At 56.4% G+C, this 17,614-nt stretch carries 13 protein-coding genes; 7 read left to right on the forward strand and 6 right to left on the reverse strand.

The window, feature by feature from the left end; translation table 11 throughout:
• The first annotated feature begins 116 nt into the window (after positions 1-116).
• Positions 117-449, forward strand: coding sequence for a hypothetical protein (locus tag Fuma_RS01170; RefSeq protein WP_077022516.1), 333 nt, complete (start codon positions 117-119; stop codon positions 447-449).
• Between the two features lie 81 nt (positions 450-530).
• Here Fuma_RS01170 and Fuma_RS01175 read toward each other — a convergent pair whose 3' ends face one another.
• Complete coding sequence (locus Fuma_RS01175) at positions 531-1,124, reverse strand: hypothetical protein (RefSeq protein WP_145943883.1); 594 nt, start codon at positions 1,122-1,124, stop codon at positions 531-533.
• A 359-nt stretch (positions 1,125-1,483) separates the two neighbouring features.
• Here Fuma_RS01175 and Fuma_RS01180 point away from each other — a divergent pair, with 359 nt between their 5' ends.
• The 3 genes from Fuma_RS01180 to murB are packed head-to-tail and all read left to right on the forward strand — an operon-like array spanning position 1,484 to position 5,837.
• The gene (locus tag Fuma_RS01180) at positions 1,484-3,415 is read left to right on the forward strand and encodes a vWA domain-containing protein (RefSeq protein ID WP_083731715.1); all 1,932 of its coding nucleotides are present in this window, start codon (positions 1,484-1,486) and stop codon (positions 3,413-3,415) included.
• A gap of 33 nt (positions 3,416-3,448) precedes the next feature.
• Entirely contained in the window at positions 3,449-4,999 is a 1,551-nt protein-coding gene (locus tag Fuma_RS01185; protein ID WP_077022518.1) for a UDP-N-acetylmuramate--L-alanine ligase, read from the forward strand.
• Positions 4,956-5,837, forward strand: a complete 882-nt coding sequence (gene murB / locus Fuma_RS01190) for a UDP-N-acetylmuramate dehydrogenase (protein ID WP_077022519.1) — start codon at positions 4,956-4,958, stop codon at positions 5,835-5,837. Before Fuma_RS01185 ends, murB begins: the two co-directional genes overlap by 44 nt.
• Positions 5,838-5,860: 23 nt before the next feature.
• Here murB and Fuma_RS01195 read toward each other — a convergent pair whose 3' ends face one another.
• A complete protein-coding gene (locus Fuma_RS01195) occupies positions 5,861-7,123 on the reverse strand; it encodes an aldose epimerase family protein (RefSeq protein ID WP_229360976.1) in 1,263 nt (420 codons plus the stop codon).
• A 217-nt stretch (positions 7,124-7,340) separates the two neighbouring features.
• Between Fuma_RS01195 and Fuma_RS01200 the strand changes: the two genes are divergently transcribed.
• From Fuma_RS01200 to Fuma_RS01210, 3 genes are all read left to right on the forward strand, one after another.
• Entirely contained in the window at positions 7,341-7,808 is a 468-nt protein-coding gene (locus tag Fuma_RS01200) for a MarR family winged helix-turn-helix transcriptional regulator (RefSeq protein WP_158520819.1), read from the forward strand.
• A 33-nt stretch (positions 7,809-7,841) separates the two neighbouring features.
• Positions 7,842-9,149, forward strand: coding sequence for an efflux RND transporter periplasmic adaptor subunit (locus Fuma_RS01205; protein WP_229360819.1), 1,308 nt, complete (start codon positions 7,842-7,844; stop codon positions 9,147-9,149).
• A 66-nt stretch (positions 9,150-9,215) separates the two neighbouring features.
• A complete protein-coding gene (locus tag Fuma_RS01210; RefSeq protein ID WP_077022521.1) occupies positions 9,216-12,785 on the forward strand; it encodes an efflux RND transporter permease subunit in 3,570 nt (1,189 codons plus the stop codon).
• Positions 12,786-12,849: 64 nt separating this feature from the next.
• Here the strand turns inward: Fuma_RS01210 and Fuma_RS01215 are convergent, their stop codons facing one another.
• The 4 genes from Fuma_RS01215 to Fuma_RS01230 form a co-directional block, all read right to left on the reverse strand.
• A complete protein-coding gene (locus Fuma_RS01215) occupies positions 12,850-13,086 on the reverse strand; it encodes a carbon storage regulator (protein WP_077022522.1) in 237 nt (78 codons plus the stop codon).
• Between the two features lie 102 nt (positions 13,087-13,188).
• Positions 13,189-15,306: a tetratricopeptide repeat protein gene (locus tag Fuma_RS01220; RefSeq protein ID WP_077022523.1), complete on the reverse strand. Its 2,118-nt coding sequence runs from the start codon at positions 15,304-15,306 to the stop codon at positions 13,189-13,191.
• Positions 15,299-16,576 (reverse strand): enolase C-terminal domain-like protein, encoded by a 1,278-nt coding sequence (locus tag Fuma_RS01225; RefSeq protein WP_077022524.1) that lies wholly within the window; start codon positions 16,574-16,576, stop codon positions 15,299-15,301. The genes Fuma_RS01220 and Fuma_RS01225 overlap by 8 nt, the downstream gene beginning before the upstream one ends.
• A 31-nt stretch (positions 16,577-16,607) precedes the next feature.
• Positions 16,608-17,561, reverse strand: a complete 954-nt coding sequence (locus Fuma_RS01230) for a hypothetical protein (protein ID WP_077022525.1) — start codon at positions 17,559-17,561, stop codon at positions 16,608-16,610.
• Between the last annotated feature and the right edge of the window lie 53 nt (positions 17,562-17,614).

Genomic DNA, 17,614 nt, shown 5'->3' on the forward strand with positions numbered 1-17,614 from the left:
GCGCTCGTAAACTGCCCGGGGACGATCGTCACTGGTCATTGCTCAGGGGTGATGTGGCCCCTTCGGTGCGATTGGGATGCACGTCCCAGGATAACCGTTTTTCGATTTCCCCGGCGGTGCCTCACTTGCAAAGTTCCGATGACAATCCGTACGCCGCGCCTGCCCGTATTGACGTTTCGAAACGGCAAAAGCCGTCACCGTTTTTCAGCTGGCCGGTTTCTGTCGCCGCTGTAGGCCTTGGTTTGTTGGTTGCCAGCATCTACGTTGGCGCCATCTACAACGGTGTACTGGCCTCATTGCCTCAACACGTGTTTGGCGTGTCACTGGCCGCAGGCTTCTTCCTTGTTGGGGTTGGTTCACTGCTTGAGGTGAAGCCCATGTTCAATCTGGGTTTTGCGCTGTTCCTGGTCTGGACCACGATGCTGCTGAAGACGTACCGGCAGAGTTAGCGCCGTCGCGGCTTCGGCATCGGCTGCATTCGTACGCTGGTTCTGCAGCGGGACGGAAGCTGGAAGCAGTGCCTCTCGTCGTTAGGCACTCAGCGATCGAATCAAAGCGGCCGCCATGCGTTTGGCTTCGGTGGCGTCGAGGGCTTCGTCTTTATTTTTGTCGAACGTCAGGCTGCGCGTGACAAAGACGTCGACCATTTCTTCCACGGTGGGTGGTTTTGTCTGAGAAGCCAGCGGCCCGTTTGCTTTGCCGGGGGAGTGAGCAACGCCGTGTTTATTAAGTTCCGTCAGCACAGCCTTGCCGACTTCGGCCAGTTCTTTTTTATCAAGCCGGCCATCGCGATCGGTGTCAAACTTTGAGGCGGCTTTGACAAACTGGGCTGCGGTGGGGCGTCGATTTTGACCATTAGCCGCGATCTGGCCCGTGCGGTTCACACCTCCGCCATTGCGGACGGTGAAGGTGTTAATGCCGATCAACTGGCTAAATCCGGCATTCACCCCCAGGCGAACACCCGTTCGGCTGGGATTCACAAATCCGCCGACGACCAGCGAACCGCCGCTGACGACTCCGTTTTGTTGAGTCACGCCGAAACTGATTTGAGCTGATCCGGTAGTCGGCAGAATTGCCCACAGGATGGACACGGCGAACAATGCAGGGGCTTTCGAGCGAGACATAGCGGAACTCCGTTTATAAGTGCTTTGCAGCAGGCCGATTACGTATGAGACGTCATTTCCGGCTGTCTTTCCAGTCGAATCGGAGCAATGATTGAGAATCGAACAGGGAGAACGAGTGCCGTCCAAAGTGAAACGACGGGCGGGTTTTTGCGACGTTTGGCTGAATTTTGTCATTTTCGACGCACAATACGGGATTCTGCCTACGTTAATGGGAGTGGCGATCAGCCCTAAATCGTTGGCTTGGCACATGATGGAGCGATTTGAAGAATTCACGCCGTTGCGACGTGTGAGAACATGGGCTAACCTATAATAGCGTCTATCGAGATGCATTTTTCCGGACCAGACTGAGGTATCTAACCTTGAGTGCCATCGAAGCAAATTCACCGCTGCAGGCTGAAGAGCCGGTCGTCGATGGCGGCGTCTGGGGGTTCCTGTACGACATGCCCGCCTGGGGCATTAGCCTGGTCGTGCATGTGGGCATTCTGCTTGCGCTGATGAGCATCACGTATGTGATTGAAACTCAGCGAGAACTGGAGATCACGTCGACGATCACTCCGGAAGAAGTTCGGCAGGAAGAGTATGTGATCGATACTGAGGTCACTGAAGAAATCGGCAGCAAAAGCGATCTAAACATCACTGGCCCGTCGATGGCGGCCGCCCAAAACGCGGGCTACGACAACCATCGCGAAGAACAGGAACGCATCGAAGAAAATATCATGGACGTTCGCGTCCAGACTCCCGTTTCCCTGCCGACGCCTAACGAGGCGGAAATGATGGAGTCGATCGATCTGACAGGCACCACCGAACACGCTGGTGGAACCGATGGCGCGATCGATCGTATCGTGCAGGAGATTGCGGCGTCACTTCGGCAACGGAAGACTCTGGTCGTCTGGCTGTTGGACGAATCGGCATCCATGCAGGATCGTCGCGAAGCCGTGGCGAAACGCTTTCGAGGCATCTATCAGCAACTCGGTCAGCTGGATATCGGTGCTGACGTCGCCTTGCGAACAGGCATTATCAGCTACGGCAAGGATGTCCATGTGCTACAGAAAGAGCCGACCGGCGATCTGGATTTGCTGATGAAAGCCGTCGAGTCTGTACAAAACGATCCGTCCGGGCTGGAAAACGTCTTCACTGCCGTCAACGAAGCGCTTCGAGTCTACGGACGGGAGCGCAAAAAGATGAACGCTGAAATGATGCTGATTCTTGTGACGGACGAACGCGGTGACGATTATCACCTGCTGGAAGACACCGTGCGCCGGTGTGCTCGCGAAGGTGTGAAATCGTACTGCGTCGGCAATGCATCGGTCTTCGGCCGTGAGAAGGGTTTTGTGCACTTCAAGTGGGAAGCCGATGGCGAGCAATTTGAAGGCGATCTGCCAGCCGACATGGGACCAGAAACTGTCGCGGCAGAAGGTCTGCAACTGCCGTTCTGGACAGCGAGTGCTCGCGGTCTGGAACGTATGTCCTCCGGCTACGGGCCGTACACGCTATCGCGACTGTGTGCGGAAACCGGCGGCGTGTTCTTTCTTGCGGAAGACGGCAATCGCAGGAAGTGGGATCCCACAATCATGCGGCAGTACACGCCCGACTATCGACCGCTGAAAGATTATCAGCAGCAGCTTTCCACCAATGCTGCCAAGGCTGCGTTGGTGAATGCGGCCAAGCAAACGCTGTTGGACGGCGACGACATTCCCGTTCCTCGATTGTGGTTCCAGGCCAACGACGACAACATTCTGCGTCGGCAGATCACGGAAGCTCAAAAGCCGCTGGCAACGATGGACTATTACGTTAAGGAGTTGCAAAAGATTCTGGAAGTCGGCGAGAAAGATCGCGACAAGCTGGATTCCGATCGTTGGCGAGCCAGCTACGACCTTGCCATGGGCCGTGTCCTGGCGATGCGAGTCCGAGCGTTTGGCTACAACGCGATGCTGGCTGAGATGAAGTCCAACCCAAAATCATTTGAGCAAGCGGGCAACAACCGATGGATTTTGCAGCCGGCAGAAGATGTTAATGCTGGAGCGACCGTTCGCAGGTTGCACAAAAAGGCGACCGAATACCTGACTCGGGTTATTAGCGAACATCCAGGCACGCCATGGGCGTTTCTGGCGTCAGTGGAACTTGGCGATCCGCTGGGGTGGGAATGGAAAGAAAGCAAGATGCAGATTGCTGCCAACGACATGAACGGCAACAATGCCAACCGCCCGCAGTTCAGTCCGGAAGAAGAACGGGAACGTCAGGACCGACGTCGTCGTGAAGAGAAGAAGCGAGCTTCGCAGCCGAAGCTGTAGTTTTGCACCTGAAACCGATTCTGTCAGGCAAGGATGCCGTACCAACAAACACAATGGGTTCCGCCCCACAGCTTCCAGCAAAAACGTCTGCGGTGCCTACTGCTTGGCATCAACGGAGCAGGCATGACGGCGGCTGCCGAAATCCTGAACGACGCGGGGCACACCGTGTTCGGCATGGATGCTGGCAATCCCACTCCATTTCCGTCGCGAAACTGCGCCGCAAGCAATGCTACAAGTTGGCCCGCCGATGCTGCTGCGGCGAGTGCGAATAGCCATCGTTTCCATGGCACGACGTTGCTGAATTGGGATCCGGATGCGATTCCTGCCGACCTCGACGTTTGCGTATCCACGCGAGCTGTCGCAGCCGACGACCCGTTGACGAAGGCGTTAGCAGCGCAAGACATCCGTGTGATTGCATTGCCCACGTTCCTGGCTGAGATCTTCGCTGAACACCGGCAACTGTGCGTCGCTGGAACTCATGGCAAAAGCACCACGTCTGCGATGCTGACGTGGATTCTGGAACAGGCGGGGCGCACGCCAAGCTGCTTTGTGGGAGCTCACCAACTGGACGTGGACTGCTCCGGACGGTTTAGAACTTGGGCTTCTGGCGAGCCGTCTGCCGCCGCTTCGCCGCTCGCCGTGATTGAAAGCTGTGAGTTCCGATCGTCGTTTCTGGAGTTTGCCCCTAGTGTCGCGGTTATCACGGGGATCGAACGAGACCACTTCGATTGCTTCCCGGACGCTGCCAGCGAAGATGCCGCCTTTGCTGAGTTTGTGGCTCGTGCGAAAGAAGGCAGTGTGTTGGTCCATCGAGCGGACTGTTCTCGCAGCGTCGCGGTTGCTCGGCAGTTTTTTGGACGCTCCGTCAGCTTCGAGGTTTGCGAGTCGCTTGAAGATCACTCGACGGATTCACGTGCTGATTGGCTGGCGAGTCGCCCGGTTGCTTCCGGACTCAGTTCTCGCTGCGAGTTGCATCACGACGGACGGCAGTACGAATTACGGCTTTCAGTTCCCGGTTTACACAACATTCACAACGCCATCGCGGCGATCGCGGCGGCCAACGCCGTGGGGGTCGATCCGGAAGTCGCCTGCCAGGCGCTGGGCAGCTTTCACGGCATTCGGCGGCGGTTCGAACTTCGGGGCCACTATGGCGGGATGACGTTGATCGACGACTACGCTCACCACCCAACGGCGATTCGTGAGACGTTGCAATCGGTTCGCCAGGCGTTTCCGGGCCGTCGCATCATTGCGGCCTTTGAGCCTCATCAACACGCTCGAACGACGGCATTGTTCAATGATTTTGTTCAGTCATTGGCGCTGGCGGACGAAATTCTGATCCTTCCCGTTTTCGCGGCGCGGGAACAAGTGAGCCATTTGGAGTGCTGTCGGGCGAGCGGTCGGCTGGTAAAAGCACTAAACTCCGGCGGCGGTCGAGCATTCCTGTTTGCCAGTCTTGACCAGATTGTTTCGAGAATAGACCATTCCGGCAAACCGTCCGATATTTTTGTGACCATGGGAGCCGGCAGGACCAACCTGATTCATGACGAACTCACTAGACGACTTCAACGAAATTCTGTCGCCTGACGAACCGCTGGCGAAGCACACCTGGCTAAAACTGGGCGGCAATGCCGAACGCTTCTACGTGCCAAAATCACGCGAGCAACTGATTGCATTGGTGCAGGCGTGTGTGGCAGCTGACATGCCGATCCGCATTCTCGGCGGCGGTTCCAATCTGATGGTGTCCGACGCTGGCGTTTCCGGCGCTGTGATCAAGCTGACGGATCCTGTGCTGTCGGCAATCTCTGTCGACGGCAATCGCGTCACAGCCGAAGGCGGTGCCCTGCTTTCGCGAGTCGTTTCTGAATCTGTGCGTTCAGGACTGGCGGGGCTTGAGAACCTGGTCGGCATCCCGGGCACTGTTGGCGGTGCTGTGGTTGGCAACGCGGGCGGTCGAAACGGCGACATTGGCGAATTCGTCAGCAAAGTCGAAGTGATGACTCACGCGGGCGAACTTGCTGAACGCACCGGCGACGAGCTGACGTTTGCGTACCGGTCGAGCACCATTACCGACTTGCTGGTGCTATCGGTGGACCTGGAACTGCGGCCTGACGAATCCGATGACCTGACGGCTCGCATGAAGAAGCTGTGGATTATGAAACGAGCGACGCAGCCGCTGGCCGATCAGTCCGCCGGTTGTATCTTCCGGAACCCTCGCGGGTTAAGTGCCGGAGCGCTAATCGAACAGTGCGGCCTGAAGGACCTCACGGTCGGGAAGGCTCGCATCAGTGACCGACATGCCAACTTTGTCGTGACCGAAGACGGCGCTACCAGTGCCGATGTGGATTCGTTGATTTCGAAAGTTCAGCACGCCGTCGCCGATAAATTTGGCGTGGATTTGGAACTGGAAATTCGAAAGTGGTAGGCGTCGTCGTTGTGGGAGGGCTGCTACTCGGCAGCCTGTCCAGCAACGCTGAAGCGATGGACGGTCTTTGACGAATACGTCTCACCGGGCATCAGGGTCGTCGATGGAAAATGCGGCTGGTTGGGCGAATCCGGGTAGTGCTGAGTTTCCAGGCACAAACCGTGATGCTTGTCGAAGCCGCCGCTGTTTTCTGAACCGTCCAAAAAGTTGCCGCTGTAAAACTGGACGGCTGGTTCGGTGCTGAAGATTTCCACTACGCGACCGGATTCCGGCTCTTCCACCTTCGCGATCGGTACCAGCCCCTCCATCTCGTGGTTGACGACAAAACAGTGATCATAGCCGCCTTCGACGTTGTCGATACGCGATCCAATCGAATGTGGTTGCACGAAATTCATCGCCGTATTGGCGACTGCCACCGTGTCACCTGTCGGGATTAGATGCTCATCGACAGGCAGATACAAATTGCAAAACAGCGTCAGACGGTGCTTCAGCACATCTCGTTCAGCAGCTCTCCCCGTCAGGTTCCAGTAGCAGTGGTTCGTGAGATTCACGACGGTTGGCTTGTCGGTGGTCGCTTCGTAGACAATGCTTAATTCGTTGTCTTCGTTTAGCGAATATGTGACGGATGTTTGCAGATTTCCCGGGTACCCGTCTTCGCCATCGGGGCTGGTGCGAGTGAACTCGACCTGAACGCTGGAATCGTCGGATGTGGCCTCGGCATTCCACAGCGTTCTGTGAAAGCCCTGTTCGCCACCGTGCAGGTGGTTCGTTCCGTCGTTTTTTGCGAGTCGATAGATATTGCCATTTAATCCGAACATGCCGTTGGCGATTCTGTTCCCATAGCGGCCGACGGTGGTTCCGAAGTACGCGGGATTCTTCAGCCACATTTCCGGCTTTTCGTAGCTCAGCACAATGTTGGCTGGCTTGCCGTCCTTGTCCGGCGTGTCGACTCTCACAACGGTGGCGCCCCAGTTGATCAGGCGTACAGTCACGCCGTTTGAATTTGTCAGCGTGTATTGTTCGATGATCTGGCCGTCATCAGTCTTGCCGAATTCTGAATGCTTCCAATCCATACTGTTGTCGTCTTGTTCAGGCAAAGGAAAAACGGCTGGGACCGCCGGTGCAGATGTGGTGGAAACGGTCGCGGCGACTGGCTCTTGCGGTGCGGACACAACCATGCTCGGTTGAGCCACGGAGTTTGTGCCAGAATCGCCACAGCCGCAAGCAACCAGGAAAAGAACTCCGACAACCAAAATTCGGTCGGCCAGTTCGGTAAAAGCGATCATTTTGGGCACCGTATCATCTCCGTAAACACGCCACGCGATTCCTGACGGCAGGGAAGTCCCGCAGGACGCCGTTTATATCCATTCCTTCCGAGTTCGGAAACAAGAGTTTTTTCTGTTGCCAGCCGTGCGATTGCCAATCAAACTGGCATTAGTTAGCGTGCTAACTAGTTGTGCGGTTGCTATCGGGCCCCAGCACTGCAAAGAAAACGAGGCTCGTGTGTCGGTGGACATTCAACACGATTTTGAAGAGAGCATCGGTTATTGGGTCACCATTTCTGCGCTCGCGTTTCGTAAAGCGTTGAATGAAGATCTTGCACCTCACGGCATCACTTTTCGGCAGTCACAGGTGCTCGGCTGGCTGGTTTTGGAGGGTGAGTTATCGCAGTCCGAACTGGCAGCTCGCATGGAAGTCGAAGCGCCGACGCTGGCGGGTTTGATTTCACGTATGGAAGCAGCTGGTCTGGTGGCTCGGCACAGCTGCCCGAACGATGGACGCCGCAAAATTATTCGCATTGAAGAAGCGGCGAAGCCAGTCTGGGAAAAAATTGCAGAATGTGCGCGGCGTCTGCGAGCCGCAGCAACGACAGGCTTGTCAGAAGAACAGGTCCGCCAGCTTCTTGATTGGCTGCGTGTCGTCCACGAAAACCTGAGCCAGCGATCGCTGGCTGTGTCTGATTCTGTGTGAACTTAGGTATTTCTTAATCCTACCTGCAACAACATGCCCACCAAAATTATGCGCACTACAACATTCGCTGCTTTAATCCTGGTCGCGATTCCTGTCGCATTTGGCCAGGCTCCGCCTCCGGCGCCGGTTGTCGTTGTCCCGGTCGTCGATCGTCAGCTTCGTACGGGACAGACGTTTGTCGGCACCATCCAGCCTGAACAGCGAGCCACCATTGGCAGCGCGGTCGACGGTCGTGTGGTGAAGTTCCCCGTCAATGAAGGTGATCGAGTTGAAGCCGGGCAGGCACTGGCTGAACTTCTGACAGAAACGATCAAGCTGGAATTGGAAGGCGCAGAGGGGGAACTTCAGTTTCGCGAGCAGGAACTGGCCGAACTGGAAAACGGGACTCGGCAGGAAGACATCGACCAGGCGAAAGCTCAAACGCTGGCCGCCAGAACGGCGGTGACGCTGGCCGAAAAGCGATTGGTGCGAATAGACCAACTCATCAAAACAAACACCGCCAGTCGCGACCAGCTGGATGAAGCGCAGGCCGCGGTGGACAACGCCAAAGCCGTGTTGGCAGAACGCGAAGCCGCAGAAGCGCTTGCGATCGCCGGCCCGCGTAAAGAACGGATTGCTCAGTCCAAAGCGCGAGTGGCGATTCAGAAGGCCATGGTGAATAAGCTCAGCGACCAGATCAAAAAACACACGATGATCGCTCGCTTCGCCGGCTATGTCGTCGCCGAACACACGGAAATTGGTCAGTGGGTGAATCGCGGCGACGCGGTAGCGGAGATTGTGGGCATCGACCGAGTCGACGTGACGGCCAGCGTTCTGGAAGCTCACGTGCCATATATTGAAGTTGGAATGGAAGCCCGCGTCGAAGTGCCGGCCCTGCCGGATCGAGTCTTCATTGGCAAGGTTGCGATTGTTGTGCCGCAGGGGGACGCTCGGTCACGCACATTTCCCGTTAAGGTTCGACTGGACAACGAATTTAAGGGCGACAAACCGCTGCTGAATGCCGGCATGCTGGCCCGAGTGACGCTTCCCACCGGCCCCGAAAAAATGGCTCGCATGGTCCCCAAGGACGCTCTGGTCCTGGGTGGTGCGACCCCGATCGTGTTTGTTGTCGATACCGGTGAAAAGGGCGTTCAGACCGTGCGGCCGATGCCGGTCACGCTCGGAGCTCCCAGCGGCGCGCTGATCGAAGTGCGTGGCGATTTGCAGCCGAAGGAACTCGTCGTCGTACAGGGCAACGAACGCTTACGGCCGGGGCAGACAGTCAAGATTATCCGCGAAGCCGCTGTGGAAAAGTTCGCCGCAAAGGATCTCGATGCGATCAAGCCCGGTGCTGCCGAATAGATCTGATACCTGCAACCTGAATTCAACGCTCATCCCACCACCGTCAAACCTTCCGACCTTCCTGCCATGAAACTTATCGAAGCCTTTGTCAGCAGTCCGGTGAAAGTCAGTGTCGGCGTGCTGATGCTGATTCTGTTTGGCTGTGTCGCCTTGCTGCGCATGCCCATGCAGCTAACGCCGGAAGTGCAGACGCCGACCATCACTGTTCAAACTCGCTGGCCTGGGGCGAGTCCTCAGGAGATCGAACGGGAAATCATTATTGAACAGGAAGAGCAACTCAAAAGCGTCGAAAGCCTGACCAAACTGTCGTCCGAAAGTTCCGACTCCACCGGCAACATCACGCTGGAATTTCGAGTCGGCACGAATATGGACAAGGCGGTTGTCGACGTCATTGGTCGCCTGGAACAGGTGCCGCAATATCCGGAAGACGCCGATAAGCCAGTCATCAGCACGTCTAACGCATCGGACCGGCCCATCGCATGGTTCATTCTTAGCGCCGAACGACCGACGACAGAACGCATCGACGAATTCGCGGCCGCTCATCCTGAATTGAAGGAAGGTCTCGACAAAGCTCGCAATGCCTTCAACCCTGGCCTCGCCATGTTGCGGCTACGAAATCTGGCGGAAGAACATCCTGAAGTGGCGGAACTGTTGCCACCGCCGGAACTGGAAGTCACTAAGCTGCGGCGCTTTGCAGAAGACGAAATCGAATCGAGGTTCGAACGCATCTCCGGCGTGTCGCAGGCCAACGTACTTGGTGGCCTGGAAGACGAACTGCAGGTCATTATCGATCCGGAAAGCCTAGCCGCTCGCTCGCTGACAATTGAGGACGTTCGGCAGGTTCTCCGCAGCCAGAACACGGATGTGTCGGCAGGCGACTTTTGGGAGAGCAAACGTCGTTGGGTCGTGCGAACTCTGGGGCAGTTCCGATCGCCAGACCAGGTAGCCAATCAACTTCTGGCGGTACGCGATGGGGCACCCGTGTACGTTCGAGATGTCGCCGAGGTCAAGCTGGGTTACAAAAAGCCGGACGGTCTTGTGCGGCGTTTTGGTGAATCCAGTATCGCTATTAACGCGCTGCGCGAAACCGGTGCCAACGTGCTGGATGTGATGTCGGGGCTGCGAGCTATCAACGAAGAGCTGAACGCAGACATTTTGAAGAAGCGTGGCCTTGTGTTGACTCAGGTCTACGACGAAACCGACTACATTTATTCTTCCGTCGATTTGGTGCAGCAGAACATTTTCATCGGCGGTGCTCTGACCATGATTGTGCTCATGGGCTTTCTGCATCTGGGTATCCGCACGCTGATTATCATTCCGCTGATTCTGGCCTCGTCGTGGGCGGCCGCGTTTGTGTCGCCATGGTTCTTTGCCGTGACTTTGGCCATCATCATTATCGGCGGATTTTGGTTCGCTCGCGGAGCACTGGTCGTGGGGCTGGCCATTCCGGTCAGCATCATCGGCACCTTCCTGGTGCTGCAGATTTTGGGGCGGTCGCTGAACGTGATCAGCCTAGCCGGAATGGCGTTCGCCGTCGGTATGCTGGTCGACAACGCGGTCGTGGTTCTGGAAAACATCTATCGCCGTTACGAATCGCTGGGCGAAAAGCCATTTGTCGCAGCGGTCCGAGGAACCCAGGAAGTGCTCGGCGCGGTGGTGGCTTCAACACTGACGACGATTGCCGTGTTTCTGCCAATCGTGTTTATTCAACAGGAAGCGGGCCAGCTTTTCCGCGACATCGCTTTGGCCATTAGCGCGGCTGTCGCGCTTTCGATGGTCGTGTCAATGACGGTCATCCCGACCTCGGCCGCGCGACTGTTTCGACGAGAAGACGAGGAAGACGACGACAGTTCAGACGTCCGCGCCGAACAAGCGGTAGCGCCGCAGAATCGAGGCTTCTTTGCTGGGATTCAGCGGAGTGTTCTGGCGCCGGTCAACTGGTTCGGCAAGGTGTTTGTCGGGTTCGTGACATCCGTCAACGCATGGGTGCAGCGAGGGTTTATTCGACGCGTTGCGTTGCTGACGGTTTTGGTTTGTGGAGCGTTCTATCTGACTTATGCGTTTTGGCCGAAGGTCGAATACCTTCCGACCGGCAATCGAAATCTGGTGTTTGGAATCCTGCTGCCGCCGCCCGGCTATAACCTCGACCAATTGATGGAAATGGGTGAGCAGGTTGAACGCGAACTGAAGCCGTATTGGGATATCGAACCAGACAGCCCGGAGCGAGCGAAACTCGATTTCCCGATGATCGGCGACTTCTTTTTTGTCGCTCGCGGACGCAGCGTATTTTTGGGGATTCGAGCTCACAACCCGATGGAAGTCGCCAAGTTGGTGCCTCTGGTGTCGCAGGTGGGTTCGCGGTTGCCTGGCACGTTTGCTGTGGCCAAGCAGTCCAGCTTGTTCGAGCAGGGGCTCACAGCCGGCCGAACGATCGACGTGGAGATTACCGGCCCGGAACTGCAGAAGCTGGTGGGACTTGGCGGACAGATTTTCGGTCTGGTGCGCGGGGCTATCGAGAATGTCCAGGCGCGGCCAGTGCCGAGTCTTGACCTTTCGAGTCCGGAAATTCACGTTGAACCAAGACTGATGCAGGCTTCGCAAATGGGCCTGAACACGACGGAACTGGGCTATGCTGTTAACGCACTGGTCGACGGAGCGTACGCTGGCGACTACTTCCTTGAAGGTGACAAGATCGATGTGACGATCACGGGCCGTGAAAAGTACGCCGACAGTATTCAGAATTTGCGTGCTCTTCCGATCGCCACGCCGATTGGGCAACTGGTCAGCCTTGAAGCGGTTGCCACCGTGAACGAACGCAGTGGGCCGGAACAGATTAATCACCGTGAACGCGAGCGTTCCATCACGATCGAAGTGTCTCCACCGCAGGACATGGCTTTGGAAGATGCGATGGCCATTCTTCGCGACGACATCATCCAGCCTCTGCGCGAAAGCGGACAGCTGGAAGGCGGCTACCGAGTGACATTGGCCGGGACGGCCGACAAACTCTCCAGCACGTGGGAGGCGTTGCAGTTTAACGTGGCCCTAGCGCTGTTGATCACGTATTTGCTGATGGCGGCGTTGTTCGAATCGTGGCTGTATCCGTTGGTGGTCATCTTTAGCGTGCCGTTGGGAGCCGTCGGCGGAGTGTTGGGCTTGAACGCACTAAACTGGTGGCTGTCGCGCGAGACCGGAACCATTTACGGCCAGCCGCTGGACGTTCTAACGATGCTGGGTTTTGTGATTTTGATCGGCACCGTGGTGAACAATCCGATTTTGATTGTGCATCAGTCGCTGAACCTGATCCGTGAAGGGATGAACCGACAGGCGGCCATTCTGGAAAGTGTTCGCACGCGAATTCGCCCGATCTTCATGACTACGCTGACCACGGTTCTTGGCCTGATGCCACTGGTACTGTTCCCCGGAGCTGGCAGCGAACTTTATCGGGGCCTCGGTAGTGTGGTCCTGGGCGGTTTGATGGTGTCCACCGTGTTCACGCTGTTTCTTGTGCCGACGCTGTTTAGTTTGACGATGGACGGCAAGGATGCGTTTGTCCGACTGTTCGTCCGCAAGCGAAAACGGAAGCGTATCGTCGTTCCGGAACCAAAGCCCGAAAAGGATTTGGTCCCGGCATCGTAGCTGCGTCTGACGCAACACCAGCTTGCAGCACAAGGCCCTTCAACACTGCGATGGGGACACGGCGTTACGCCAAAAACAACAACGCGGAACTCGTTTCCGGCTCGGCACGAGCTGCGCCGCGGTCAGACGCGTGTGCATCGCTGCGATGCGGGCGATTGGCGTCCGGGCGGGTGATTTCAACGTCTTGAGGTGCCTGAATTCCGAGTTGCACGCGGCTGTTTCCGATCTTTACCACCGTGATCGTGATATTCAATTCGGGAATGAAAATCTGTTCGCTCGTCTTCCGTGACAGTACCAGCATCGGGGCGCTCCTTGTGTTCCGCAGAAGTTGTTGTTGACAGTGAACGGCAACTTAATGGGTGTTTCGGAATCCGTCAAGGGCATTCGGTAGAACAAAATCCGGCTATTCGACGTCGGTTGTGGCAGCTGTTTGCTTTAGGATGGGCGTTCCCTGAGCGTTCTTTTCGGCGGCGTAGATGACATCGACCGCTTTTAGAATTCGGCCGCTGGAGTCCGTTTCTGTCACCAGGCGGCCATCGGCGGTGAAACGTTCCTGCATCTTGCCACGAATTCTGGTCCAGCCGATCAGCTGCTTTTGACTATCGTATTCGAATTCGTCGCGCCAGTTTCGAGGCGTGATGATTGCCGGATCTGCGTACAGCCCGCCTTTGTCCTGAGTCTTGTATTCCACAGATTGGATGCGGCCGTCAGGGTGGTAGGTGCGAGTTTCGTTTTCCGGCCAGTAGAAAGAAATGATGCAAGGTGCCGAGTAGTACGTTCCATTGTCCGCGAAGACGCCGATGTCTACGCGACTGGATTCCATCAACGACCCTTCCTGGATCGGACGACGCTGTTGGTGCTTGACGGTAATGGTGGCCTGCGTGCCGTCTTCGGTCGGCGTGATCGTGATTCCTTCCGGATCGCCTTGCAGCACGGACCAGTGAAATGTCAGCTCTTTCCCACTCAGCTCCTGGCTCTTTTTCACCGACACGGTCATCTGGCGCGTCTGTTTCAGTGACTGGCAAACTCGAGCGATAGCGGCCGGAGTCGTGAACAGTTCTTCGCGCGGACCAATGTCGAAGTAGTCTTGGTTGACCTCAAACTTGTCCTCGTCCACGACTTCCATAACTGCGATCGGCGGTACGCTGTCGGGCTGCATTTCATGAGCCAACTCCACCATTTTTAGCTTATCGATTTGATAGCCTTGAAACACGGCCGGATGAGCCAGCCCTGTGAGGTAGTCCTGTTTGTCCCGAACCTGTGAGTTGCTGCTGCGAAAAATCATCTGCACGGTGGGCATCAGGGCTGCCTTTTCAGCCAACAGTTTGCGAGTCTCGGGGCGGAAGGCCGCCAGCGTGGCCGCGATAGCATCCATGAATTCGCGATCCGAATACGATGATCCCTGCGACACAATGACGTACGGTGTGTTGGCGGGAAAGACATCGCCGTAGCCGCCCTTGCCATTGGTTCCGGGGTCGTAGTCTCGATGTTCCGGATAAAAGTAAAGATGATTCGTAAAGTACTGAGCCGCCAGAATTGTGGGCGACCGGCCATCAGTGTACGCCAACCGTGCCTGACTGCGCCAGAAGGGGCTGCTGACAATCGCCGTCGAAGAATTGCCGATGACGATGCCGTTAAAGTGGAGCAATGTCTGCACGCCGTTGTGTAGCGAATGGCGTTTTGCGGCATCCGAATATTCGATGCGGGCCAGCTGAGGATACCGCTTCCAGTCGAGATTCGAATGATCGGCGTCGTGGTTGTCGTACAGCACGCCCGCATGTCCGGCAGCTGTGCCTTCTTCGTGCCACTGCTTGAGACGTTCGCTGGCGTCGTCGAAACCCGTCGCAATGGGCTTGTCACTGGCCTCATTCTGTCCGTCGCGAAAGAAGGAATGGATCAGCCGTTGAGCAGGAACCCACACACTGTTGGATTCCTGAACGATGGCCACGCCGTTGTGAATCGGCGCCGGACGAATCGTCACCTTCTGCTGACGCGGCGTGAACGGTTCTGCTGCTGCCTCAAGCAATTGATTCCAGTCTTCCCGCTGTTTCAAACTATCCAGATCCGGATCCTTCGAAAGATGGTCCGGGCTGCGAAAACCGTGCTCCACTGCCGCCGTCAGTTGCGTCATGGCTTCATCCGGTTTGTTCTGTCGTGCCAAGGAGCAGCCAAGGTTGTACAGGCTTGTGGGGTCGTCGGGCAGCAATTTCAGAAGTGCGCGACACTGTGTCTCACCGGTCGCATAATCCCCCTGTCGAAACACAAACGTCACTTCTTTGCGTAGACGGTCCACCAGTTCCTGAATCTTAGGTTTCGCAAAAACGCCCTGCAGATCTTCGGCCTTCAGCGTGACACGTTCCTGTGCCGCGCTGGCCGATTTGTACCTCGTTAGGATCAGCATGCAGGCGGCGATGGCCATGATTGCCGCGACAACCGCAATTCTGTGGTTGGCATTCGCAGGGCCAGGCTTCACCGGATCAGTTTTGACCGAGCGTTGATCCGGGGTGCTTTGTTCATTCATAGCTAAACTCATTGATGGCCGCTTCAGTAAATTCGACGCTGTACCCCTGGTCTGACGGAGGCATATAGCGTCCGGATTTCATGGTCACCGGATGACGAACATGTTCATGCAGATGGTCAGAATATTCCGTGATTCGGCCATCCAGAGTTCCGGACACGCACACGAAATCGATGATGCTTAAATGCTGGACGTATTCGCACAAACCCACACCGCCCGCGTGAGGGCAAACCGGAATTTGGAACTTGGCGGCCAGCAGCATCACAGCCAGCACTTCATTGACGCCACCCAGCCGGCAACTGTCCAGCTGGCAAACCTGCATGCCGCCGGACTGCATAAACTGTTTAAACATCACTCGATTATGACACATTTCTCCCGTCGCGACTCGAATTGGTGCAATTGCCTTGGCAATTGCGGCATGTCCCAGAATGTCGTCCGGACTAGTCGGTTCTTCGACAAACCAGGGCTGGAACTTCGCCAGCTCACGAATCCAGGCGATCGCCTGCGGCACGTCCCACACCTGATTGGCGTCCACCATCATGAATGCATCGTCGCCCATTTCCCGGCGCAGAATTTTGCAGCGGCGGATGTCGTCATCCAGGTCGCGTCCAACTTTGATCTTAAAGTGCGACCAGCCGCGTGTTTTCAGGTCGGCGCATTTTTGAGTCAGGTCGTCGTCCGAATAACCCAGCCAACCTGCCGATGTGGTGTAGCTGGGATAGCCGGAATCCTGAAGCTGTTCAATACGTTTGGCCTTTGACGTCGCCAATGGCTGCAGTAGTTCAACGGCGGCCGCTGGTGTGAGTGCATCCGTGAGGTAGCGGAAGTCGATACAACTGACGATCTGATCGGGAGTCATGTCGCACACAGCCTGCCAAAGCGGTTTCTGCTGGATTCTGGCCCACAAATCCCACACGGCGTTAATGACGGCTGCAGCGGCGAGATGAACAGCTCCTTTTTCTGGTCCGATCCATCGCAGCTGGCTGTCGCCCGTGATCTTTCGGTATAGCGTCACGGGGTCGGCCATCAGCTGATCAACCCGAGTGCCCACCAGCAATTCAGCCAGCGACCGAATTGCAGTCACGCACACTTCGTTGCCACGTCCGATGGTAAACGTCATGCCGTGACCGGATAGCTCGTCAGAGTCCGTGGTCAGAACAACATACGCGGCCGAATAATCCGGGTCCGGATTCATCGCGTCAGATCCGTCCAGCTGCTGCGACGTCGGGAAACGCAGGTCGAAGGTCTGGAATCCAGTGATTGTGATTGGCATAAGCTTGTCGTTGTTTTGCTGTGGCAAACGTTTAGCGGCACCGCCAGATGTCGTCCATGGCGATGTCCAGTTCCGCTGCCTTTGATTCGATGTCGTTGCGAAATCTTTTCGCGTCGACTGGATAGCCCTTTGTCGGTTTCAGGTCTGGCAGATGGTGTTGCCAGAAGTTGTTGAACTGCATCATGACGACTTCGCGAACATACTTCGACACCATCGACGCGAAGGCAACCGCCAACACTTCTTCGGCTTTCGTACGAAAACAGAAATCCAGTTGTCCAAGTCGATAACGGGAACTCGGCCCGGATTCTTCAAGCCGAAACACGAGTTCGTCATCGAATGCCTGTGAGATCAAATCGTCGTATCGATTTCGGCCACCATGCTTGTCGCACACGACTGATCCACATGGCGTGCCATCGCAAATGTCGGTCATCTCTCGTACAAGTTGCAGGGTTGCTGCAGACAGGACCATGCCCTTCGAACCTGTGGCTCGCACTCCCCGATTAAATTCAGGAGCGAACATGATTCGGCTGCGTACGCCCATCAATTTTATGCCCGCTTCCTGCAATGCCGTCGCAAAAGATTCTGCGTCTCGGTCTATATTGGAAGGATCGCAAGCAACTGGCAGGCTGAAATCCGCCACTGTGTTTCGACACACGCCTGCATAGTCGGCCTCAAACGCTGAGGAACTTACGGAAGCTCCCAGTCGGCCCACCGTGTCGGCTTTGCAGTCAGAATTTCGAAGCAACGCATGGACAGATCGTTCCAGCGGCGCGATTGACCTGCCAGCCGAATACACCTGCTTGGAATCGCCAACGTGCATTCGCTGGTCGCCTCGCGCGGGCTGGCTGGTCAGCACCGTCTGCAGCGACGACCACATGTCTTCGGGCGTTGTGGAATCCGGCAATTGCCAGGCTGTTGCCGTGATGACCAGCGGGCCAAAATTGGGACCGTATCCGGCTTCGTCTGTGCCGATAAGAAGGGGCATCCGAGTCTTTCGTGACGGATCTCACGAACCTGTAAACTGCAGCAATATGGCCA

The sequence above is a fragment of the Fuerstiella marisgermanici genome, assembly GCF_001983935.1.
GTDB lineage: Bacteria > Planctomycetota > Planctomycetia > Planctomycetales > Planctomycetaceae > Fuerstiella > Fuerstiella marisgermanici.

What these genes read in the sequence shown, in the direction of transcription:
- Fuma_RS01175 (WP_145943883.1), bottom strand. Translation starts at nt 1,124, where the DNA reads ATGTCTCGCTCGAAAGCCCCTGCATTGTTCGCCGTGTCCATCCTGTGG.
- Fuma_RS01185 (WP_077022518.1), top strand. Translation starts at nt 3,449, where the DNA reads ATGCCGTACCAACAAACACAATGGGTTCCGCCCCACAGCTTCCAGCAA.
- murB (WP_077022519.1), top strand. Translation starts at nt 4,956, where the DNA reads ATGACGAACTCACTAGACGACTTCAACGAAATTCTGTCGCCTGACGAA.
- Fuma_RS01195 (WP_229360976.1), bottom strand. Translation starts at nt 7,123, where the DNA reads ATGATCGCTTTTACCGAACTGGCCGACCGAATTTTGGTTGTCGGAGTT.
- Fuma_RS01205 (WP_229360819.1), top strand. Translation starts at nt 7,842, where the DNA reads ATGCCCACCAAAATTATGCGCACTACAACATTCGCTGCTTTAATCCTG.
- Fuma_RS01210 (WP_077022521.1), top strand. Translation starts at nt 9,216, where the DNA reads ATGAAACTTATCGAAGCCTTTGTCAGCAGTCCGGTGAAAGTCAGTGTC.
- Fuma_RS01215 (WP_077022522.1), bottom strand. Translation starts at nt 13,086, where the DNA reads ATGCTGGTACTGTCACGGAAGACGAGCGAACAGATTTTCATTCCCGAA.
- Fuma_RS01220 (WP_077022523.1), bottom strand. Translation starts at nt 15,306, where the DNA reads ATGAATGAACAAAGCACCCCGGATCAACGCTCGGTCAAAACTGATCCG.
- Fuma_RS01225 (WP_077022524.1), bottom strand. Translation starts at nt 16,576, where the DNA reads ATGCCAATCACAATCACTGGATTCCAGACCTTCGACCTGCGTTTCCCG.
- Fuma_RS01230 (WP_077022525.1), bottom strand. Translation starts at nt 17,561, where the DNA reads ATGCCCCTTCTTATCGGCACAGACGAAGCCGGATACGGTCCCAATTTT.